The organism is Ectopseudomonas alcaliphila (assembly GCF_900101755.1).
Lineage (GTDB): Bacteria > Pseudomonadota > Gammaproteobacteria > Pseudomonadales > Pseudomonadaceae > Aquipseudomonas > Aquipseudomonas alcaliphila.
This window is the reverse complement of record NZ_FNAE01000002.1, coordinates 603,129-623,055: the sequence shown is the minus strand read 5'-3', so window position 1 is coordinate 623,055 and position 19,927 is coordinate 603,129. Positions and strand designations below refer to the sequence as shown.

Genomic DNA, 19,927 nt, shown 5'->3' with positions numbered 1-19,927 from the left:
TTTCCACTCGCCTGAAACGATGAGGGCCCTGATTTCATTGAACTTGGCACAAGCAATGCACTGCACAAGGCAGGCAAAACGCTTCAGTTTTCGTTCATTCACCAGGAGTCCGACATGCGCAAATTTCACCGCACCCTGCTGGGTACTCTGTTCGCTGCCCTGGCCTTCGGCGCCAGCACCGCTCACGCCGATGCACTCGAAGACATCAGCAAGGCCGGCGTACTGAAAGTCGCCGTACCGCAGGATTTCCCGCCGTTCGGCTCGGTCGGCCCGGACATGCAGCCGCGCGGCCTGGACATCGACACCGCACAACTGCTGGCCGACAAGCTGGCGGTGAAGCTGGAGCTGACCCCGGTCAACAGCACCAACCGCATTCCCTTCCTCACCACCGGCAAGGTCGATCTGGTGATCTCCAGCCTGGGCAAGAACCCAGAGCGTGAAGCGGTGATCGACTTTTCCGCCGCCTATGCGCCCTTCTACCTCGGTGTGTTCGGCCCGGAAGACGCGGCCATTGAAAGCCTCGACGACCTGACCGGCAAGACCATCAGCGTCACCCGCGGCTCCATCGAGGACATCGAGCTGAGCAACGTCGCCCCGAAAGGCGCCACCATCAAGCGCTTCGAGGACAACAACTCGACCATCGCCGCCTACCTCTCCGGCCAGGTCGAGCTGATCGCCAGCGGCAACGTGGTGATGGTGGCCATCTCCGAGCGCAACCCCAAGCGCGTGCCGAGCATGAAGCTCAAGCTCAAGGATTCGCCGGTGTACGTCGGCGTGAACAAGAACCAGAGCGCGCTGCTGGACAAGGTCAACAGCATCATCACCGCCGCCAAGGCTGACGGCAGTCTCGACACGCTCAGCCAGAAGTGGCTGAAGCAACCGCTGCCGGCCGGCCTCTGAGCCGCGCAGGGGGCTGAGCCATGGCGTACCAGTTCGACTTCGCCGCCGTCCTGCAGCACAGCGACCTGCTGCTGCAGGGCGCGGCCTTCACCCTCGGCCTGACGGCGATCGGCACCCTGCTGGGGGTCGGTCTCGGCATCGTCGGGGCGATACTGCGCGCCTGGCGCATCCGCCCGTTCGACCGGATTTTCGGCGTCTACGTGGAGCTGATCCGCAACACGCCGTTCATCGTTCAGCTGTTCTTCATCTTCTTCGGCCTGCCCTCGCTCGGTTTTCGCCTGAACGAATGGGAAGCGGCAGTGCTGGCGATGGTGATCAACCTCGGTGCCTACTCCACGGAGATCATCCGTGCCGGTATCCAGGCTATCCCGCATGGCCAGCTCGAAGCCGCCAGCGCGCTGGCCATGAGCCGCTTCGAGACCTTTCGCCATGTGGTGCTGCGCCCGGCGCTGGGCAAGGTGTGGCCGGCGCTGTCGAGCCAGATCATCATCGTCATGCTGGGCTCGGCGGTGTGCTCGCAGATCTCCACCGAGGAGCTGTCGTTCGCCGCCAACTTCATCCAGTCGCGCAACTTCCGCGCCTTCGAGACCTACCTGCTGACCACCGCGCTGTATCTGCTCATGGCCATCCTGATTCGCCAACTGCTGGCCTGGTTCGGCCGGCGCTTCATCATGGGGGCCCGCTGATGGACTTCACCCTTTGGGACATCCTGCGCAACCTGCTCACCGGCCTGCAGTGGACGCTGCTGCTGTCGCTGGTGGCCTTCGTCTGCGGCGGCATCGCCGGCCTGCTGATCCTGCTGGCGCGGCTGTCGCCGCTATCGGCACCGCGCATTCTCGCCCGTGGCTACATCGAACTGTTCCAGGGCACACCACTGCTGATGCAGCTGTTTCTGGTGTTCTTCGGCATCGCCCTGCTCGGCATCGATGTGTCGCCCTGGCTGGCCGCTGCCGCCGCGCTGACGCTGTTCACCAGCGCCTTTCTCGCCGAGATCTGGCGCGGCTGCGTCGAGTCGATCACCCGCGGCCAGTGGGAAGCTGCCGAAAGCCTGGCCATGAGCCGCCTGGAAACCCTGCGCCACGTCGTCCTGCCGCAGGCGCTGCGCATCGCCGTGGCGCCCACCGTGGGTTTCTCGGTGCAGGTGGTCAAGGGTACCGCGGTGACCTCGATCATCGGTTTCACCGAGCTGACCAAGACCGGCAGCATGCTGGCCAACGCCACCTTCGAGCCCTTCATGGTCTACGGCTTCGTCGCCCTCGGTTACTTTCTGCTCTGCTACCCGCTCTCGCTTGCTGCATACCGCCTGGAAAGGAGGCTGAATGTCACTGCTTAACGTCACCGCCCTGCACAAGTACTACGGCGACAACCACGTGCTAAAGGGCATCGACCTCAAGGTCGAGGAAGGCGAAGTGGTCGCCATCATTGGCCGTAGCGGCTCGGGCAAGAGCACCTTCCTGCGCACCCTGAACGGCCTTGAGTCGATCAACGACGGCGTCATCGAAGTGGACGGCGAGTACATCGACGCCGCCCGCGCCGACCTGCGCAGCCTGCGGCAGAAGGTCGGCATGGTGTTCCAGCAGTTCAACCTGTTCCCGCACCTGACTGTTGGCGAGAACGTCATGCTCGCGCCGCAGGTGGTGAAGAAGACACCACGCGCCGAGGCCGAGAAGATCGCCCGGCAGATGCTCGAGCGAGTTGGCCTGGCGGAGAAATTCGACGCTTATCCCGAGCGACTGTCCGGCGGCCAACAGCAGCGCGTGGCCATCGCCCGCGCCCTGGCCATGTCGCCCAGGGTGCTGCTGTGCGACGAGATCACCTCGGCGCTCGACCCGGAGCTGGTCAACGAAGTGCTGGCGGTGGTCAAGCAACTGGCCAGCGAGGGCATGACCCTGATCATGGTCACCCACGAGATGCGCTTTGCCCGCGAAGTGGGCGACAAGCTGGTGTTCATGCACCAGGGCAAGGTGCACGAGATCGGCGACCCCAAGGCGTTGTTCGCTGCGCCACGCACGGAAGAGCTGCGCAACTTCATCGGCTCGGTGAACCTGTGAATGCGCCAGCACCGCTGCCATTGCACATCGAGCCGCTGACCCGCGAAGCCTTCGCGCCTTTCGGTGACGTGATCGAAACAGCAGGCGCCAGATCCTTTCCGATCAACGCCGGCACCACCACGCGCTACCACGACCTCGCGCAGGTGGAGCTGGCCGGCGAGTCACCGCGCACCCTGGTCAATCTGTTCGAGGGCGAGGCCTGGCACGCGCCCATCGCTATCCGCGTGCTCGAGCGCCACCCACTGGGCAGCCAGGCCTTCTACCCGGTGGATGGCGGGCGCATGCTGATCGTCGTCGCCCCGCCCGGCGAACTGGACGAGTCGAAAATACGCGCCTTCATCAGCGCGCCGGATCAGGGCGTGAACTACGCCCGCGGCACCTGGCACCACCCCTTACTGTGCCTGCAACAGCCCGGCCGTTTCATCGTGGTGGACCGTGGCGGCGAGGGCCACAACTGCGACGAGCAGCCGTTGAAACAGCCACTGAGCGTGCTGAACCTGCGATAACCACAGGTCTAGACCAGTTTCATGCGACATCCGTATGCGTTGGCTCATGCGCTCAGTCGTGGCACGATGGCGCGGAAATCGAACGAGATGCCGTAATCATGCCCAAAGCCCCTGCCGAAAGTTTTCCCCTGATCGCTGCCATCGACCTGGGTTCGAACAGCTTTCATATGGTGCTGGCCAAGGCCGACAACCACGAAATTCGCATCCTCGAGCGCCTCGGTGACAAGGTGCAGCTGGCCGCAGGCCTGGACGACGAGCGCCAGCTCAGCGAGGAGGCGATGCAGCGCGGTCTCGACTGCCTGCGCCGCTTCGCCCAGTTCACCACCACGCTGCCGGAAGGCGCCGTACGTATCGTCGGCACCAACGCCCTGCGAGAAGCGCGCAACCGCGCCGTGTTCATCCGCCGCGCCGAAGAAATTCTCGGCCATCAGGTCGAGGTGATTTCCGGTCGCGAGGAAGCACGCCTGATCTACCTGGGTGTTTCCCACAGCATCGCCGACACCCCCGGCAAGCGTCTGGTCGCCGACATCGGCGGCGGCAGCACCGAGTTCATCATCGGCCAGCGCTTCGAGCCATTGCTGCGCGAGAGCCTGCAGATGGGCTGCGTCAGCTTCACCCAGCGCTACTTCAAGGACGGCAAGATCACCCCGGCGCGCTATGCCCAGGCCTACACCGCCGCCCGCCTGGAGCTGATGGGCATCGAACAGGGCCTGCGCCACCTCGGCTGGGAAGACGCCGTCGGCGCTTCCGGCACCATCAAGGCCATCGGCCTGACGACCAAGGCCGCCGGCCTGGGCAATGGCGAGGTCACGGTCGAGGGGCTGGCCTGGCTCAAGCGCAAACTGTTCAAACTCGGCGAGGTGGACAAGATCGACCTCGACGGCATCAAGCCGGACCGCCGTGGCATCTTCCCCGCGGGCCTGGCGATTCTCGAAGCCATCTTCGATGCCTGCGACATCCAGCGCATGAGCCACTCCGAAGGTGCCCTGCGTGAAGGCGTGCTGTACGACCTGCTCGGCCGTCACCAGCACGAGGACGTACGCGAACGCACCTTGTCGGCATTCATGGAGCGTTACCACGTCGATGTCGACCAGGCGGCACGGGTTGAGGCCAAGGCACTGTCGGCGCTGGACAAGGTCGCAGGCGATTGGGGCCTGACCGACGACTGGCACCGCGAACTGCTGAGCTGGGGCGCCAAGGTGCATGAGGTGGGCCTGGATATCGCCCACTACCAGTACCACAAGCACGGCGCCTACCTGATCGAGCACTCCGATCTGGCCGGTTTCTCGCGCCAGGACCAGCAGATGCTCGCCCTGCTGGTGCGCGGCCACCGCCGCAACATTCCCAAGGACAAGTTCGCCGACTTCGGCGAGGAAGGCGTGAAGCTGATGCGCCTGTGCGTGCTGCTGCGCTTCGCCATCCTCTTCCACCATATTCGCGGCACGCAGAGCATGCCCGAGGTGCAGTTCAAGGTCGGCGAGAACAGCCTGGAAATCGTCTTCCCCGAAGGCTGGCTGGCCGCCAACCCGCTGACCCTGGCGGACTTCGAAGCCGAAGCCGAGTGGCTCAAGCGTATCGATCTGACCTTGAGTGTGCGTTGATCGGGTGATGCGAGTGGCACATTCTGCGGGCGGCAGCCTGTAGCCCGGATGCAATCCGGGGCTCGAAAACCGAAATAACCGTTGTTCTATGAGGGCGACAGCACGCGGCCCTCAAAGCCCTCTCCCGCCCTTCGGGCACCCCGCTCCGCGCCCCGGCCTGATCGCCAGCGATCAGGCGCTCATCGGCGCAGGAAGCAGTGCTTCCAAAAAGCGCGCCTCTTCGCCCCACAAGCGGGAGAGGGTCATCAGATGGCCGCAAGCGGCTTTTCTAGCGCGCAACGACCACGGGGGCTGTGAGCTTCTCCAGCAGCCCGGCCTGGGCATTGCGTGGGTTCTGGTTACCGGTGGGCTGCAGGCGCTGATAGCGCCCATCCGCTTGCAGCACCCAGGCCTGGGTGTTGTCGGTCAGGTAGCTTTCCAGTTCCTTCTTGACCCGGGTGATGAGCTTCTTGCCTTCCACCGGGAAGCAGGTCTCCACGCGCTTGTCGAGGTTGCGCTCCATCCAGTCGGCACTGGACAGATAGATCAGCTCGTCACCGCCATTGAGGAAGTAGTAGACGCGCGTGTGCTCGAGGAAGCGGCCGATGATCGAACGCACCTGAATATTGTGGGAAACCCCCGGCACGCCAGGGCGCAGGCAGCACATGCCACGCACCACCAGGTCGATCTTCACCCCGGTCTGGCTGGCCTTGTACAGCGCACGGATGATCTTCGGATCGGTCAGCGAGTTGAACTTGGCGATGATCTGCGCCGGCTTGCCCTCGGCGGCGGCCGCGGTCTCCTTGGCGATCAGGTCGAGCAGGGTCTTCTTCAGGGTAAAGGGCGCGTGCAGCAATTTCTTCATGCGCAGGGTCTTGCCCATGCCGATCAACTGGCTGAACAGCTTGGACACGTCTTCGCCCAAGGCAACGTCGGCGGTCAGCAGGCTGTAGTCGGTGTACAGGCGCGCGTTACCGGCATGGTAGTTACCGGTGCCCAGGTGCGCGTAACGGCGAATCTCGCCGTTTTCGCGGCGCAGGATCAGCATCATCTTCGAGTGCGTCTTGAAACCGACCACGCCGTAGATCACCACTGCGCCGGCGGCCTGCAGGCGGCTGGCCAGGGCCAGGTTGGACTCTTCGTCGAAACGCGCGCGCAGCTCGATCACCGCAGTGACCTCCTTGCCGTTTCTCGCGGCTTCCACCAGCGCATCGACGATCTCCGAGTTGGCACCGGAGCGATACAGGGTCTGTTTGATCGCCAGCACGTGCGGGTCCTTCGCCGCCTGACGCAGCAGGTCGACCACCGGCGTGAAGGACTCGAAGGGGTGCAGCAGGAGAATGTCCTGCTTGCTGACCACGCTGAAGATGTTCTCGGCGTTCTGCAGCAGCTTGGGAATCACCGGGGTGAACGGCGCGTGCTGCAGTTCCGGGTGGTTGTCCAGGCCGGTAATGCTGAACAGGCGGGTCAGGTTGACCGGGCCGTTGACCTGATACAGCTCACCCTCGGTCAGGCCGAACTGCTTGAGCAGGTGGTCGCGCAGGTGTTTCGGGCAGGTGTCGACCACCTCCAGGCGCACCGCATCACCGTAGCGGCGGCTGAACAGCTCGCCGCGCAGGGCGCGCGCCAGGTCTTCGACGTCCTCGGTGTCCACCGACAGATCGGCGTTACGGGTCAGGCGGAACTGATAGCAGCCCTTGACCTTCATACCCTGGAACAGGTCATCGGCGTGGGCGTGAATCATCGACGAGAGGAACACGTAGTTGTCGCCGGGGCCACCAACGTCTTCCGGCACCTTGATGATGCGCGGCAGCAGGCGCGGCGCCGGGATGATGGCCAGCCCCGAATCGCGACCGAAGGCATCGACGCCCTCCAGCTCGACGATGAAGTTCAGGCTCTTGTTCACCAGCAGCGGGAAAGGGTGCGTCGGGTCGAGGCCGATGGGGGTGATGATCGGCGCGATCTCGTCGCGGAAATAGCGGCGCACCCAGGCCTTGAGCTTGGTGGTCCAGTAACGACGGCGGATGAAGTTGATGTTGTGCTTGGCCAGCGCCGGGAACAGGGTGTCGTTGAGGATGGCGTACTGCCGCTCGACCTGCTCGTGCACCAGCTCACTGATCCGCGCCAGCGCCTGGTGCGGCTGCAGGCCGTCGGCGCCGGCCTGCTCGCGGGCGAAGTTGATCTGCTTCTTCAGGCCGGCGACGCGGATCTCGAAAAACTCGTCGAGGTTGCTGGAGAAGATCAGCAGGAACTTCAGGCGTTCGAGCAACGGATAGGACTCGTCCAGCGCCTGTTCCAGCACCCGGATATTGAACTGCAGCTGCGACAGTTCACGGTGGATGTACAGGCTGCTGTCATCCAGGCTGGGAATCGGAGCCGGCGGCGGAGTTTCCACCACTGGCGTCTCGGCGACCACCTCGGCCTGAGGCGGGTTGTTGTCGAGCACTTCGCTGTTGAGTCCTTCGCTGTTCATCGCTGGGTTCCTGAGAGCGTCATCGCTCTTGTTTTAGCAGTTCTGCCGCCCGTACGGCGAAATAGGTGAGGATGCCATCGGCACCGGCACGTTTGAAGGCGGTGAGCGACTCCAGTATGACTGCCTCGCTGAGCCAGCCGTTCTGGATCGCCGCCATGTGCATGGCGTACTCGCCGCTGACCTGATAGACGAAGGTCGGCACCTTGTAGGCATCCTTCACCCGCCAGAGGATGTCCAGGTAGGGCATGCCGGGTTTGACCATGACCATGTCGGCACCTTCGGCCAGGTCGGCAGCCACTTCGTGCAGCGCCTCGTTGCCGTTGGCCGGGTCCATCTGGTAGCCGAGCTTGTTGCCCTTGCCGAGGTTGGCGGCCGAGCCCACCGCATCGCGGAACGGGCCGTAGTAGGCGCTGGCGTACTTGGCCGAGTAGGCCATGATGCGCACGTTGACCTGATCAGCCAACTCCAGCGCCTCGCGGATTGCCTGCACGCGGCCATCCATCATGTCCGAAGGCGCCACCACCTGAGCACCGGCCTCGGCATGCGACAGCGCCTGCTTGACCAGCGCATCGACGGTGATGTCGTTCTGCACGTAGCCGGACTCGTCGAGAATGCCGTCCTGACCGTGAGTGGTGAAGGGGTCGAGCGCGACATCGCTGATCACCCCCAGCTCGGGGAATTTCGCACGCAGGGCGCGGATCGCGCGCTGGGCGATGCCGTCCGGGTTCCAGGCCTCGGCACCGTCGAGGGATTTCTTCTCCAGCGGCGTCACCGGGAACAGTGCCAGCGCCGGAATGCCCAACTCGACCCAGTGTTCGGCTTCCTTGAGCAGCAGGTCGATGGACATGCGCTCGACGCCCGGCATCGACGGCACGGCTTCACGGCGGTTTTCGCCATCGAGGACGAATACCGGCAGGATCAGATCATCGACGCTCAGGCGATGCTCGCGCACCAGGCGGCGAGAGAAGTCATCGCGACGGTTGCGACGCAGGCGGGTGGCAGGGAACAGACGATTGGCGGGGGTAACGCTCACGGCAGACTCCAGAGCCCGCACGGGCGGGCCAGTGTGACAGGTTATAGAACCTGTTCACGATTTCGCGAGCTAGAGCTGTGCAAGGCAAAAATAGGCGAGGAAGCGGAGTGTGCTCCAGCACATGAGCACTCTGAGCCTATTTTTAACGCAGCAGAGCCGACGCGCAGCAGATCGTGGATAGGTTCTACGAACATTATGACCAAATGATGACATTGGCATGACGTAATGCGACTGCGGGTCGCAGCCAGGGCGGCGACAATGCCACGAAACCTGGCCATTGTGGCATGGTGCGCCACCTTCCGGCTTCCTCGTGGTCAGAGTAGTCTTCAGCACCTGCATCGTTGAGCTCACGGCATGCTCCAAGATCTTATCCGCCAGTTTGGCTACCCGGCACTGGTACTCGGCACCTTCCTCGAAGGCGAAGTATCGCTGCTGCTGGCTGCCTACATGGCTGTGCGCAATGTGCTGGAAATCGAATGGGTGGCGCTGTGCGCCTTTCTCGGCACCTTCGCCAGCGATCAGTTGTGGTACTACCTGGGCCGTCGCCATGGCCGCGCTCTGCTGGCGCGCAAACCGCGCTGGCAGCCGCTGGGCGAACGCGCCAGCGCGCTGATCAAGCGCTACCCAGATCTGTGGGTACTGTGCTTCCGCTTTCTCTATGGCCTGCGTACGGTGATGCCGCTGACCATCGGCCTGTCCGGCTATTCGTGGCGCCGCTACCTGTTGCTCGACGCCATCGGTGCCGGCGTCTGGGCCGGCGGCATCAGCCTGCTGGCCTACAGTCTGGGCAACGCCATGGGCGGGTTGCTGGAAGAGCTGCGCAACTATCAGGTCATCCTGCTGGCAACCGTGGTCCTGCTGCTCGCCCTGGCCTGGCTAAACCGGTGGCGTCAGCGCCGGCGCAGCTGAACCACGCGCCAGCCAGATACCCAGCAGACTGGCCAGGCTGTAGGCGATCAGCCAGGCCCAGGCCGTTGCGTCCACAGTCAGCACGCCCAGCTCACTGGCCAGCCAGAATGCCGGCAGGTTGCACACCAGGCGCAGGCACTCCAGCCGCCAGGCATGACTGCGGTTCTCCAGCCATATGCCAATGCTGCCCAGACCCAGGGCCATCCACAGGCAGGCCAGCAGCACGGCACCGATAGCGAGCGTATCCCCCTGTGCCAGCAACCACACGCCGGCCAGCAGGTAGCAGACGAACTGCAGCAACGCGTATATCTGCGCGCCACGCCCCAACGGCACCTCGAACTTGCGAAAGTTGTTCAGATCCGCCTTGGCCTGCGGATAGCGCGCCGCCACGTCGGCCGGGCGCCAGCCAGTGGGCATGAACCAGATGCGCAGCCGGTCCCACCAGGAGCTGGTGCGTCTGGCATCGCTCCACAGTCCGGCGTAAACCTGCAGGTTGGCCCACAGCGGGTTCCAACTGGCGAGCGGTACGGTCACGCCGAAGACCACCGGCTCTTCGTCGAGCTCCTCCTGGAAGGTGCCAAAGATTCGATCCCAGACAATGAACACACCGCCGTAATTGCGATCCATGTAGATAGGATTCTGTGCGTGGTGCACACGGTGATTGGACGGGGTGATGAACAGCCACTCGAACCAGCCCAGCTTGGGAATATGTCGGGTATGTACCCAGAACTGATAGAGCAGATTCAGGGCCGCGACGGTGAGGAACACCAGCGGCGGCACACCGACCAGCGCCATCGGCAGGTAGAAGATCCAGCCGAAGATGAAACCGGTGCTGGTCTGCCGCAACGCAGTGGAAAGGTTGTAGTCCTCGCTCTGATGGTGCACCGCATGCGCCGCCCACAGCACGTTGCGCTCATGCCCCAGGCGGTGGTTCCAGTAGTAACAGAAGTCGTAGAAGACGAAGGCGAAAACCCAGACCCAGAGACTGCTTTCGGACAGGTCGAACAGCGCCAGTTGCTCCCAGGCGAAGGTGTAGGTCAGCAGCCCGACCACCTTGGTCAGGATTCCGGTTGCCTGAGACAGCACGCCGGCACTGAGACTGTTAAGCGCATCGGCCAGGCGATAAGTGCGCATACCGCGCCAGCGGTCAGCGAGCAATTCCAGGCCGATCAGCAGGAAGAAGAAGGGCACTGCGTAGAGGACGTAATTCATGACTGTGCCCTATCGTTGTACTTGTATCGGGAATGAGCTGTTATTCATCCTATGCGTAGCGTCGCCAGGCTTCGCGGCGGCAAATGACAGTCCGAGTGGCATTTGGCGACAATCCAGCAATAGCTAACACCCGCGCCCGCTTCAAGGTCGCGTCTTTCCTCACCAGGAGTCGAGCATGAGCAAGAAAGTGGCAGTGATTCTGTCCGGCTGTGGCGTCTACGATGGCGCCGAGATCCATGAAAGCGTGATCACCCTGCTGCGCCTCGACCAGCGTGGCGCCGAGGTGCAGTGCTTCGCCCCCAACGTGCCGCAGTTGCATGTGGTCGACCACTACAGCGGTGACGAAATGGACGAGACGCGCAACGTGCTGGTGGAATCGGCGCGCATTGCCCGCGGCAAGATCAAGGACGTGAAAGAGCTGCATGTGGCCGAGTTCGACGCACTGATCCTGCCCGGCGGCTTCGGCGTGGCGAAGAACCTCTCCGACTTCGCCACCAGTGGCGCAGGCTGCACCGTGCAGCCGGACGTGCTGGCCGCCTGCAAGGCCTTCGTCGATGCCGGCAAGCCGGTCGGCCTGATGTGCATCGCCCCGGCGCTGGCAGCGAAGATCTTCGGCGCCGGCGCGGTCTGCACCATCGGTAGCGACCACGACACCGCCGCCGCCATGACCCAGATGGGCGCCGAGCACCATGAGTGCGAGGTCAGTGAAATCATCGAAGACAGCCGACGCAAACTGGTGACCACACCGGCCTACATGCTGGCGCAGTCCATCGCCGAGGCGGCATCGGGCATCAACAAACTGGTCGACCGTGTGCTGGAGCTTACGCACCAGTGACCTGGGTGGCGTTGCGTTCTGCTTGAAGCTGAGGCTCTGTAGGGTGTTCCGCTTAAGCTTCAGTATCGATCAGCGTGGGCTGAAGCCCACCCTACAAAGTTCAGGGTTCCAGCCTGTAGGGTGGGTCGGGCGGCGTTCCGTTTTAGCCCACCCATACCTGCTGCCAGGCCGATACGGCCAATGCGCAGGGCACTCCTGCATTGCCTCTGGCCAAGTCTTGCGCGCTGCGGCAGCGTGGCAGCAAGACTTCACGGAGCGTCCCATGACCCAGCCCTTCGTCCTCAGCCCTGACCTGCAACAGGCGGTGGCCAGTTTCTTCCAGCGCATCCCCTTCAATCAGGTGCTCGGCATCGAGCTCGATGAGCTGAGCCCCGAGCGGGTGACCATGCACCTGCCGATGAAACCCGAGCTGATCGGCAACTTCGTCCACGGCATTCTGCATGGCGGCGTGATTTCTTCACTGCTCGACGTCTGCGGCGGCGCCATGGCGCTGATCGGCGCCTTCGCCAACCACCAGCACCTGCCGCCGGCCGAGCGCATGAGCAAGCTGTCCAAACTGGGCACCATCGACCTGCGCATCGACTACCTGCGCCCTGGCCGCGGCCAGCGCTTCAGCGCCACGGCCACGCCTCTGCGTGCTGGCAACAAGGTGGCGGTGATCCGCATGGAATTGCATAACGATGAAGGCGTGCTGGTAGCGGTGGGCACTGGCACCTATCTATGTGGCTGACGGAGTCCGCCATCCCCGGATTTCATCCGGGCTACAACGCTGAAAATGGGTTTGCCATGTGCCCAGTAGCCCGGATGCAATCCAGAGCTGCTAGCGACTCAAGCGCGTGAGAATCCGGTCCAGCGCATTGGCGAAGGCCTGTCGGTCCTTTTCCGAGTACGGCGCCTGACCACCGCCGACCTGGCCCTGCTCGCGCAGATCGGTGAACAGATTACGCACCGCCAGGCGTTCGCCCATGTTGCGCTCGTCGAACTCGCGACCACGTGGGTCGAGCGCAGCAACACCCTTCTTCACCAGGCGGTCGGCCAGCGGCACGTCGCTGCAGATCACCAGCTCGCCGGGCAGCGCATGCTCCACCAGATGATCATCGGCCGCATCCGGCCCGCTGGGCACCACGATCAGTTTCACGCAGGCAAAATTCGGCCGGGCGACGGCCTGGCCGGCGACCAGCACCACCTCGAAACCTCGCTTGAGGGCGAACTTGACCACCTGATCCCGCGCCGCCCGAGGGCAGGCGTCGGCGTCGATCCATACGCGCATGCAGCAACTTCCGCAGAGAAACCAGCGCCCAGTATGCCAGCAGACGCGGGGTTCAGGCCTGGTAGAACGGCTCGCAGCGTTCACGCACGGCGCGCGACAGGTTGTCGTCGGACAATTCGATCAGATCCAGCTCCACCTCGTCCGGCAGCAACTCGGCGACCAGCGCAGCCAGGCGGCGCTGACCACTGATGTCGGCGCCGGAAATTGCCAACAGTAGCCGCGGTTGCGGGCCGATGGCTGGATCGCGCAGCGCAGCGAGAAAGGCCTCACGCACGGCAAGCTGGGCACAGGCCGTCGAGAGCGCCTGCTCCAGGGTAGGGTGACGCAATACAGCCAACGCCAGATCGGGGCTGTCAGCGTAATGAGTGGAATGGATCGAGGAGGACATGCGCGCACTCAGCAAATGAATTGGAACCAGCCTAGGTGCACTGAGACACGCTGTCGTAGCGGCGGTTCACGCTATGGCGCAACGAGGGCGAGCAAAGCTCGCCCTCGTTCATGCCTGACTCGGTTGCCTAGGCCTGCTCGACAGTGCGCCGACGCTCTCCCAGCAGGCTGCGCCCATACAGCAACGCAATGCTGGCCAGGGCCAGGCCCTGCGCCGACAGGCTCCAGGCATCGGCATGAATGCCCAGCCAGTCGAACTCGAAGAAGGCTACCGGCCGCGTGCCAAGCACGCCGGCCTCCTGCAGCGCAGCCACACCATGGCCGGCGAAGACCACGGAAAGCACGCACAGCAGCACCGCATTGACGCCGAAGAACGTCGCCAACGGCAGTTTGCGCGAGCCACGCAGGATCACCCAGGCCAGGCCGATCAACACCACCAGCGCGGCTGCGGCGCCGGCCAGTACGGCAGCGTGCCCGGCAGGGCCGGCCTGCAGCCAGAGGGTTTCGTAGAACAGGATGACTTCGAACAGCTCGCGATAGACCGAGAAGAACGCCAGCATGGCGAAGCCGAAACGACCACCACCGCCGACCAGGCTGCTCTTGATGTAATCCTGCCAGGCCGCGGCATGGCGACGATCATGCATCCACACACCGACCCACAACAGCACCACGCTGGCGAACAGCGCCGTGGCGCCTTCGAGCAGCTCGCGCTGGGCGCCGCTGATGTCGATCAGGTAGGCCGCCACCGCCCAGGTCGCGACACCGGCGAGCAGCGCCAACCCCCAACCGACATGCACGCTACGTACTGCCTGCTGCTGCCCGGTATTGCGCAGGAAGGCGAGAATCGCCGCCAGCACCAGGATTGCCTCCAGCCCTTCACGCAGCAGAATCAACAGACTGGCGAAGAAACTCAGCCTGTCATCCATCGCCCCCTCGGCCAGCAGCGCAGCGGACTTGTCCAGCTCGACCTTGGCCTGCTCCAGCGCCTGGGCAGCCTGCGCGACGCTGGCACCATCCTGCAGTGCCTGACGGTAAGCCATCAGCGCCTTCTCGGTGGTCTTGCGCTGAGTGGCGTCGAGGTTGTCGAGGGCGCCTTCGACCAGTTCGAAGCCCTCCAGATAGGCGCCAACGGAAAGGTCGTAGGCCTGCTCCCGATCACCGTCGCGGTAGGCCTGCAGGCTGCGCGTCAGAGTGTCACGGGTGTAGCCGATAAGCTGCTGCGGGCCGCGTTGCTCCATTACCGGATGAGCACGCTGGGCGCGGAACGCGGCGAGATCGCCACCGGCGGCGGCGATCTCGGCAGGCGTGCGCCCAGCCAGCTCGCTCATGGCGAAGCGTGCCTGACCCTGCGCCGGTGCTGCGCTGAAGCCGGCGATATAAACCGCCAGGTCCCAGCGTTGGCGTTCGTCGAGCTGATCGGCGAAGGCCGGCATGTCGGTGCCTTCGATGCCCAGACCGAGGGTGTTGTAGAGATCAAAGAGGCTCAGCCGATCCATGCGCGCTGCATCGCGCAGATTGGCTGGCGCCGGCTCCAGGCCAATGCCGGCAGGCCCATCGCCCAGGCCGGTATCGCCATGGCACACCGAGCAGTGCTGGGCATAGAGCGGCGCGCCACGTTCCGGGTCGGGTGTCAGCACCGGGGTCTGGGCGACCTGATAGAGATCGGCCAAACGTGCGCCCAACTGCCGGGCGGCGCTGGTCACCTTCTCACCCGGCTGGCGCTGGGTGATCGCCTGGCGCAGCTCGGCCACGCCCTGTTCCAGCTCTGTGCGACCGGCCTGAGCGGGCAAGGCAACGATCAGGCCCTGCAGCACGTCGATAAATTCCAGTTGTTCCTGATATTCGCCAGCGTCGACGATCTGGCCATCAACCACGGCTGCCGGGTAATCAGCGCCGATATAACCGATCAGGTGTAGCGCCTGCGCGGCGCCGTCGAGAGGCTCGCCAATGGCGAGAAAGCTGAGGCTGGCCAGCAAGGGCAGCATCAGCCAGGAGAGAGAGAAGCGAAAGCGGGTCATCAATGCATCCCAAACGAGAATGGGTGACATTAAATTGTTGCTGGCCTAACGATTGAGCACAAGAAGAATATGAAATATTCAGTAACAAACTACCAAGTGGAACCTGAAAGACCGTCTTGCCCGCACAGGCGGGCACCCAGAACCTGCGAACCAGCTGGGCTCCCGCTTTCGCGGGAGTGACGATGAGTGGCTTTTTCAGAACATCCCTGGCAAACGCCATCGGCCAGCGTTGAACGATAGCGAACGAGACTCAGACCGCGGCGCGCTTGACCGTCGCCAGCAAGCCTGCAGCGGCGGCGAACAGCGCGGCAAAACTGCGATTCATCACCCGCTGCTGACGGGGTGTGCGCAGCAGGCGCAGGACACGCGAGGCCAGACCGGTGTAGCCGGCCATGACGATCAGGTCGACGACGATCATGGTCACGCCCATCACCAGATACTGCGCCACCAGCGGCGCCTGTGGATTGATGAACTGCGGCAGCACCGCGAGCATGAAGACGATGGCCTTGGGGTTGCTGAAGTTGACCAGAAAACCACGCAACACCAGGGTCAGAGGCCGGCCGATGGGGCGCTCGGCCGCACCGGTATCCAGGTCGCTCGGCAGGGCGACCCACTGCTTGTAAGCGAGAAACACCAGATAGGCCACGCCGAACCACTTGATCAGGCTGAAGGCCAGGGCCGAGGTGGCAAGGATAGCGCCCACGCCCGCGGCGACGATGGCGATCTGCAGGGCCAGGCCGAGCTGCAAGCCGAGCGCGTTCCAGTAACCGCGCCAGAAGCCGTACTGCATACCGGCAGACATGGACGCCACGGCACCGGCTCCCGGCGACAGGCTGATCACCCAGCAGGCGACGAAGAAAGCGAGCCAGGTTTCCAAAGCCATGATGCGTACCTCGAGAAGCTGAATTCAGGGGAAGAGCAGCACAGCCTACTCCTGCTCCAGCGCCCCGACCAGTCGGTCAGCGCCAGCGGCGTACCGACCGCTGGAAGAACAGGCTGTTGGGCACCTGCAACACGGCGCCGGCAGCGTCCTCACAGAGATCCTGCAGGGTGGTGTAGAACAGGTTGATGGCGATGACCCGGCCCTTCACACCCGGCTTGTCGGCGCTGTCGATCACCTCGACCGTGTCGCCGATACGGAACGGCCCCATGGTGAAGATCAGCAGCGCGCAGAACATGTTCGACAGTACGCTCCAGATGGCGAAGAACGCCACCGCGGCGACAGCGGTGAAACCGGTCAGTGCGGTCCACAGCACCGTTGCCGAGACGCCCAGGCGCTCGAGCACCAGCATGAAGGCACTGCCCATGATCAGCCAGCGCAACAGGCCGCGTAGCGGCTGCAGCACTTCCTGCGGCAACAGGCTGTAGCGTGCGCCCAGACGACTGATGGCGCGGGTGAGAATGCGCTGGGCGACCCAGGCCAGCAGAATGATCAGCAACACCTGGCCGGTGCGAATCAGCGGCTCGCGCCAGGCCGCCAACAGTTCCAGCTGTTCCATTACTCGGCTTCCTCCAGTTGCTGCTGCAACGCCTCCAGGGTTTCCAGCGTCAGCAGCCAGGCTTCCTCCAGCTCGGCCTCGCGGGCCTTGAGCTGCGCCTGTTCGGCCAAAAGCTCGCGCAACTCATCCTTGCGCGCGGCCTCGTACAGGCTACTGTCGCCCAACCGGGTTTCCACGGCAGCGAGCTTTTCCTGCACCTTGCCCAACTCCTGCTCGAGCTTGTCGGCCTGCTTCTTGTGCGGCGCCAGTTGTTGACGCAGCGCAGCAGCGGCCTGGCGCTGGGCGCGCTTGTCGGTCTTGTCCGCCGCCCCTTCGGCCGGCGTGCTGGGCGGTGCCTGGCGCTGACGGTAATCGACCAGCCAGCGCGCATAGTCGTCGAGGTCACCGTCGAACGGCAGCACGCGACCATCGGCGACCAGCAGGAATTCGTCGGTGGTGCTCTTGAGCAGATGACGATCGTGCGATACCACCACCACGGCGCCGGCGAACTCCTGCAGGGCCATGGTCAGCGCCAGGCGCATCTCCAGATCCAGGTGGTTGGTCGGCTCATCGAGCAGCAGCAGGTTAGGTTTGCCCCAGGCGATCAGCGCCAGGGCCAGGCGCGCCTTCTCGCCACCGGAGAAATTCACCACCGGCTCGTCACAGCGCGCGCCGCGAAAATCGAAACCGCCGAGGAAGTCGCGCAGCGTCTGCTCGCGCTCGCTCGGCGCCAGGCGCTGCAGGTGCAGCAACGGGCTGGCCTTGTCGTCCAAGGCGTCCAGCTGGTGCTGGGCGAAGTAGCCGATCACCAGATTCTCGCCACGGGTCAGGCTGCCGCCCAGCGGCTGCAGTTCGGCCGAGAGGTTCTTGATCAGCGTCGATTTGCCCGCGCCATTGGGGCCGAGCAGGCCGATGCGCGCGCCGGGCACCAGGCTCAGCTTGACCTGCTGTAACACGGTCTTGTCGCCATAACCGAGGCGACCCTCGCTGAGGCTGAGCAGTGGCGTGGAGATCTTGTCGGCCTCGCGGAAGACGAAGTCGAAAGGCGAGTCGACGTGCGCCGCGCTCAGCTCTTCCATGCGCTCCAGGGCCTTGATCCGGCTCTGAGCCTGACGTGCCTTGGTGGCCTGCGCCTTGAAGCGGGCGATGTACTTTTCCATGTGGGCGCGTTGCGCCTGCTGCTTCTCGTAGGCCTGCTGCTGCTGGGCCAGACGCTCGGCGCGAGTGCGCTCGAAGGCCGTGTAGCCACCGCGGTACAGCGTCAGCTTGCGTTGCTCGACATGGGCGACGTGATCGACCACGGCATCGAGAAAATCACGGTCGTGGGAAATCAGCAACAAGGTACCGGGATAGCTTTGCAGCCAACCTTCCAGCCAGAGAATGGCATCCAGGTCCAGGTGGTTGGTCGGTTCGTCGAGCAGCAACAGGTCGGACGGACACATCAGCGCCTGGGCCAGGTTCAGGCGCATGCGCCAGCCACCGGAGAAGTCGCCGACGCGGCGATCCATCTGCGCGTTCTCGAAGCCCAGACCGGCCAGCAACTTGCGCGCGCGGGCATCGGCGGTGTAGCCGTTGGCGCTGTCCAGCTCACTGTGCAGGCGGGCGATTGCAGCGCCGTCGTGGCTCTGCTCGGCAGCCGCCAGCTCGGCCTGCACGCGGCGCAGGTAGTGGTCGCCGTCGAGCACGTAATCCACCGCCAGGCGATCGAGGGTGTCGACCTCCTGGCGCATATGGGCGATGCGCCAGTCACCGGGCAGCAGGCAATCGCCGGCGTCCGGTGTCAGTTCCCCCCGCAGCAGAGCGAACAGGCTGGATTTGCCGGCGCCGTTGGCACCGATCAGGCCGGCCTTGTGACCGGCGTGCAGGGTCAGCTCGGCACCTTCGAGAAGACGCTGCGGGCCACGCTGTAGAGTGAGGTTCTGGAGTCGGATCATAATGGCGGCGGAGTCTACCAAATCGCCCCGGAGGCCGCGTGCAGGATCTGTGGAATTTCGCTCTTGAACTCTACGCCAGAGCAGGCGTGGAACAGGCCTGCCTGGAGTTGCAGGAAACAGGCAGCGACGTGTGCCTGCTGCTGACCGGCGCCTGGCTGCAGCAGCGTGGCGTGCGCTGCCTGGATGAGCGCCTGCGAGCGTTGCAGGAAGTGGCCGGACCCTGGCAGCGCGAGGTGATCGCGCCCTTGCGCCAGACACGACGCGACTGGCGCGCGGCCGCAGAGCAGGATGCCGAGCGGGCAGCCTTGCGCGAACAGATCAAGAAACTGGAGTTGCAGGCCGAGCGCGTGCTGCTCGGACGCTTGCAGGCACTGGCCGAGGGCTGGCCAAGCGAGGCAGGTGAAGGGGATTGGCTGGTTCCCCTGGCCGGAGGCGACAGCGCCGCGCTGCAGGTGCTGCGCGACGCCGTCAATCCGCCTTAGGAAGCGCTCGGCGCGCTGTTGCTCGCGGTAGGCGCAGCGGGTGCTGCTGGAGCGGCCGGGGCCGGAGCAGACGGGGCGGCAGCTGGCTTGACTGCTGCCGGCTTGGCCGGAGCCTTCTTCGCCGGCGCCTTGGCGGCGGCCGGCTTCTTCACAGCAGCGGGCTTGGCGGCCGGCTTACTGGCAGCGGCGGGTTTGGCCGGCGCTTTCGCCACAACGGGCTTCGCTGCCGGTTTCGCGGCGGGTTTGGCGACTGCTTTAGGCGCAGCGGGCTTGGCTGCGGCTGGCTTGGCCGCAGGCTTGCTGGCTGCTACCGGCTTTGCCGCTGGCTTGGCAGCGGGCTTGCTCGCCGGCTTGGCCGCAGCCGGTTTGGCCGGGGCTTTTTTCACTGGTGCTTTCGCAGCAGCGGGCTTCTTCGCCGCGACCGGTTTGCTGGCCGGAGCAGCGGCTTTGGCTTCACGCACATCCAGCGCCTTGCCGGCGGCCTCCTTCACTTTACCCACACCCTGCGCCAGCTTCAGGCTTTCCTGAGCGTCACGCTTGAGCTGGGCGATGTAGGTGCGGGTTTCGCTCTGACGAGCCTTGAGCGCATCGAGCAGCTCCTCCAGCTCGGCGACTGCATCCTTGGCCTTGCCTTGCGCCTTGGCCTTGCCGGCAACAGCGGCGTCCTGCAGTTTACTACGAGCCTTGTGCAGTTTTTCCTGAGCCTTGCCGCGCTGTTTCTCCAGCTTGGCAAGCAGCTTCTCGGCGTCGATAAGCGCTTGCGAGCAGGCATTTTCCAGGTGCTCGAGCAGGCTGGTAGACAGTTGGTGCAGCAGGTGCAGCGGGGTAGTGATGGACTTCTTCTTGGCCGACATGGCGC

General features: G+C 64.3%; 20 protein-coding genes. 10 read left to right on the top strand and 10 right to left on the bottom strand.

Annotation, left to right across the window (positions count from 1 at the left end; genetic code table 11):
- The first annotated feature begins 114 nt into the window (after positions 1-114).
- The 6 genes from BLR77_RS11650 to ppx all read left to right on the top strand — a co-directional run bounded on the left by BLR77_RS11650 (position 115) and on the right by ppx (position 5,058).
- On the top strand, positions 115-900 hold the full coding sequence (locus BLR77_RS11650; protein ID WP_074677898.1) for a transporter substrate-binding domain-containing protein: 786 nt from the start codon (positions 115-117) through the stop codon (positions 898-900).
- 20 nt (positions 901-920) lie between these two features.
- Positions 921-1,586: an amino acid ABC transporter permease gene (locus BLR77_RS11645; protein ID WP_074677896.1), complete on the top strand. Its 666-nt coding sequence runs from the start codon at positions 921-923 to the stop codon at positions 1,584-1,586.
- Positions 1,583-2,233 carry an amino acid ABC transporter permease gene (locus BLR77_RS11640; protein ID WP_170965166.1) on the top strand — a complete coding sequence of 217 codons (651 nt, stop codon included), beginning with the start codon at positions 1,583-1,585 and terminating at the stop codon, positions 2,231-2,233. Before BLR77_RS11645 ends, BLR77_RS11640 begins: the two co-directional genes overlap by 4 nt.
- Positions 2,220-2,951 carry an amino acid ABC transporter ATP-binding protein gene (locus tag BLR77_RS11635; RefSeq protein WP_074677892.1) on the top strand — a complete coding sequence of 244 codons (732 nt, stop codon included), beginning with the start codon at positions 2,220-2,222 and terminating at the stop codon, positions 2,949-2,951. Before BLR77_RS11640 ends, BLR77_RS11635 begins: the two co-directional genes overlap by 14 nt.
- Positions 2,948-3,457, top strand: coding sequence for an ureidoglycolate lyase (locus tag BLR77_RS11630; protein WP_074677890.1), 510 nt, complete (start codon positions 2,948-2,950; stop codon positions 3,455-3,457). Before BLR77_RS11635 ends, BLR77_RS11630 begins: the two co-directional genes overlap by 4 nt.
- A gap of 98 nt (positions 3,458-3,555) precedes the next feature.
- Positions 3,556-5,058, top strand: coding sequence for an exopolyphosphatase (gene ppx, locus BLR77_RS11625; protein WP_074677888.1), 1,503 nt, complete (start codon positions 3,556-3,558; stop codon positions 5,056-5,058).
- 268 nt (positions 5,059-5,326) lie between these two features.
- Here ppx and ppk1 read toward each other — a convergent pair whose 3' ends face one another.
- Positions 5,327-7,510, bottom strand: coding sequence for a polyphosphate kinase 1 (ppk1, locus tag BLR77_RS11620; protein ID WP_074677886.1), 2,184 nt, complete (start codon positions 7,508-7,510; stop codon positions 5,327-5,329).
- A 19-nt stretch (positions 7,511-7,529) separates the two neighbouring features.
- On the bottom strand, positions 7,530-8,543 hold the full coding sequence (gene hemB / locus BLR77_RS11615) for a porphobilinogen synthase (protein ID WP_074677885.1): 1,014 nt from the start codon (positions 8,541-8,543) through the stop codon (positions 7,530-7,532).
- A gap of 354 nt (positions 8,544-8,897) precedes the next feature.
- Here hemB and BLR77_RS11610 point away from each other — a divergent pair, with 354 nt between their 5' ends.
- Positions 8,898-9,452 (top strand): DedA family protein, encoded by a 555-nt coding sequence (locus tag BLR77_RS11610; RefSeq protein WP_074677883.1) that lies wholly within the window; start codon positions 8,898-8,900, stop codon positions 9,450-9,452.
- Here BLR77_RS11610 and BLR77_RS11605 read toward each other — a convergent pair.
- Positions 9,420-10,664 carry a sterol desaturase family protein gene (locus BLR77_RS11605; protein ID WP_074677881.1) on the bottom strand — a complete coding sequence of 415 codons (1,245 nt, stop codon included), beginning with the start codon at positions 10,662-10,664 and terminating at the stop codon, positions 9,420-9,422. The genes BLR77_RS11610 and BLR77_RS11605 overlap by 33 nt on opposite strands.
- Positions 10,665-10,839: 175 nt before the next feature.
- On the opposite strand from BLR77_RS11605, the gene elbB reads away from it, so the two are divergent.
- Positions 10,840-11,499, top strand: coding sequence for an isoprenoid biosynthesis glyoxalase ElbB (gene elbB, locus BLR77_RS11600; RefSeq protein ID WP_074677879.1), 660 nt, complete (start codon positions 10,840-10,842; stop codon positions 11,497-11,499).
- 262 nt (positions 11,500-11,761) lie between these two features.
- Positions 11,762-12,229: a thioesterase family protein gene (locus tag BLR77_RS11595; protein ID WP_074677877.1), complete on the top strand. Its 468-nt coding sequence runs from the start codon at positions 11,762-11,764 to the stop codon at positions 12,227-12,229.
- A gap of 90 nt (positions 12,230-12,319) precedes the next feature.
- Here the strand turns inward: BLR77_RS11595 and BLR77_RS11590 are convergent, their stop codons facing one another.
- The 6 genes from BLR77_RS11590 to BLR77_RS11565 all read right to left on the bottom strand — a co-directional run bounded on the left by BLR77_RS11590 (position 12,320) and on the right by BLR77_RS11565 (position 18,586).
- Positions 12,320-12,769 (bottom strand): YaiI/YqxD family protein, encoded by a 450-nt coding sequence (locus tag BLR77_RS11590; RefSeq protein ID WP_074677875.1) that lies wholly within the window; start codon positions 12,767-12,769, stop codon positions 12,320-12,322.
- Positions 12,770-12,821: 52 nt separating this feature from the next.
- Positions 12,822-13,157: an enhanced serine sensitivity protein SseB C-terminal domain-containing protein gene (locus BLR77_RS11585; protein WP_074677873.1), complete on the bottom strand. Its 336-nt coding sequence runs from the start codon at positions 13,155-13,157 to the stop codon at positions 12,822-12,824.
- Positions 13,158-13,284: 127 nt separating this feature from the next.
- On the bottom strand, positions 13,285-15,174 hold the full coding sequence (locus BLR77_RS11580) for an FTR1 family protein (RefSeq protein ID WP_074677871.1): 1,890 nt from the start codon (positions 15,172-15,174) through the stop codon (positions 13,285-13,287).
- 250 nt (positions 15,175-15,424) lie between these two features.
- Positions 15,425-16,057 (bottom strand): LysE family transporter, encoded by a 633-nt coding sequence (locus BLR77_RS11575; protein WP_074677869.1) that lies wholly within the window; start codon positions 16,055-16,057, stop codon positions 15,425-15,427.
- Positions 16,058-16,133: 76 nt separating this feature from the next.
- The gene (locus BLR77_RS11570; protein ID WP_074677867.1) at positions 16,134-16,673 is read right to left on the bottom strand and encodes a mechanosensitive ion channel family protein; all 540 of its coding nucleotides are present in this window, start codon (positions 16,671-16,673) and stop codon (positions 16,134-16,136) included.
- Complete coding sequence (locus BLR77_RS11565; protein ID WP_074677865.1) at positions 16,673-18,586, bottom strand: ATP-binding cassette domain-containing protein; 1,914 nt, start codon at positions 18,584-18,586, stop codon at positions 16,673-16,675. Before BLR77_RS11565 ends, BLR77_RS11570 begins: the two co-directional genes overlap by 1 nt.
- Before the next feature lie 38 nt (positions 18,587-18,624).
- Here BLR77_RS11565 and BLR77_RS11560 point away from each other — a divergent pair, with 38 nt between their 5' ends.
- Positions 18,625-19,068 (top strand): TIGR02444 family protein, encoded by a 444-nt coding sequence (locus tag BLR77_RS11560; protein ID WP_074677863.1) that lies wholly within the window; start codon positions 18,625-18,627, stop codon positions 19,066-19,068.
- Here the strand turns inward: BLR77_RS11560 and BLR77_RS11555 are convergent.
- Positions 19,065-19,922, bottom strand: a complete 858-nt coding sequence (locus BLR77_RS11555; RefSeq protein WP_074677861.1) for an AlgP family protein — start codon at positions 19,920-19,922, stop codon at positions 19,065-19,067. The two genes, BLR77_RS11560 and BLR77_RS11555, sit on opposite strands and share 4 nt — an antisense overlap.
- Between the last annotated feature and the right edge of the window lie 5 nt (positions 19,923-19,927).

Excerpts from the sequence above, each read along its gene's own strand:
- BLR77_RS11635 (WP_074677892.1), top strand. The coding sequence starts at position 2,220 with ATGTCACTGCTTAACGTCACCGCCCTGCACAAGTACTACGGCGACAAC.
- BLR77_RS11645 (WP_074677896.1), top strand. The coding sequence starts at position 921 with ATGGCGTACCAGTTCGACTTCGCCGCCGTCCTGCAGCACAGCGACCTG.
- BLR77_RS11590 (WP_074677875.1), bottom strand. The coding sequence starts at position 12,769 with ATGCGCGTATGGATCGACGCCGACGCCTGCCCTCGGGCGGCGCGGGAT.
- BLR77_RS11650 (WP_074677898.1), top strand. The coding sequence starts at position 115 with ATGCGCAAATTTCACCGCACCCTGCTGGGTACTCTGTTCGCTGCCCTG.
- BLR77_RS11575 (WP_074677869.1), bottom strand. The coding sequence starts at position 16,057 with ATGGCTTTGGAAACCTGGCTCGCTTTCTTCGTCGCCTGCTGGGTGATC.
- ppk1 (WP_074677886.1), bottom strand. The coding sequence starts at position 7,510 with ATGAACAGCGAAGGACTCAACAGCGAAGTGCTCGACAACAACCCGCCT.
- elbB (WP_074677879.1), top strand. The coding sequence starts at position 10,840 with ATGAGCAAGAAAGTGGCAGTGATTCTGTCCGGCTGTGGCGTCTACGAT.
- BLR77_RS11580 (WP_074677871.1), bottom strand. The coding sequence starts at position 15,174 with ATGACCCGCTTTCGCTTCTCTCTCTCCTGGCTGATGCTGCCCTTGCTG.
- BLR77_RS11570 (WP_074677867.1), bottom strand. The coding sequence starts at position 16,673 with ATGGAACAGCTGGAACTGTTGGCGGCCTGGCGCGAGCCGCTGATTCGC.
- BLR77_RS11585 (WP_074677873.1), bottom strand. The coding sequence starts at position 13,157 with ATGTCCTCCTCGATCCATTCCACTCATTACGCTGACAGCCCCGATCTG.
- BLR77_RS11610 (WP_074677883.1), top strand. The coding sequence starts at position 8,898 with ATGCTCCAAGATCTTATCCGCCAGTTTGGCTACCCGGCACTGGTACTC.
- BLR77_RS11605 (WP_074677881.1), bottom strand. The coding sequence starts at position 10,664 with ATGAATTACGTCCTCTACGCAGTGCCCTTCTTCTTCCTGCTGATCGGC.
- BLR77_RS11595 (WP_074677877.1), top strand. The coding sequence starts at position 11,762 with ATGACCCAGCCCTTCGTCCTCAGCCCTGACCTGCAACAGGCGGTGGCC.
- ppx (WP_074677888.1), top strand. The coding sequence starts at position 3,556 with ATGCCCAAAGCCCCTGCCGAAAGTTTTCCCCTGATCGCTGCCATCGAC.
- BLR77_RS11565 (WP_074677865.1), bottom strand. The coding sequence starts at position 18,586 with ATGATCCGACTCCAGAACCTCACTCTACAGCGTGGCCCGCAGCGTCTT.
- BLR77_RS11555 (WP_074677861.1), bottom strand. The coding sequence starts at position 19,922 with ATGTCGGCCAAGAAGAAGTCCATCACTACCCCGCTGCACCTGCTGCAC.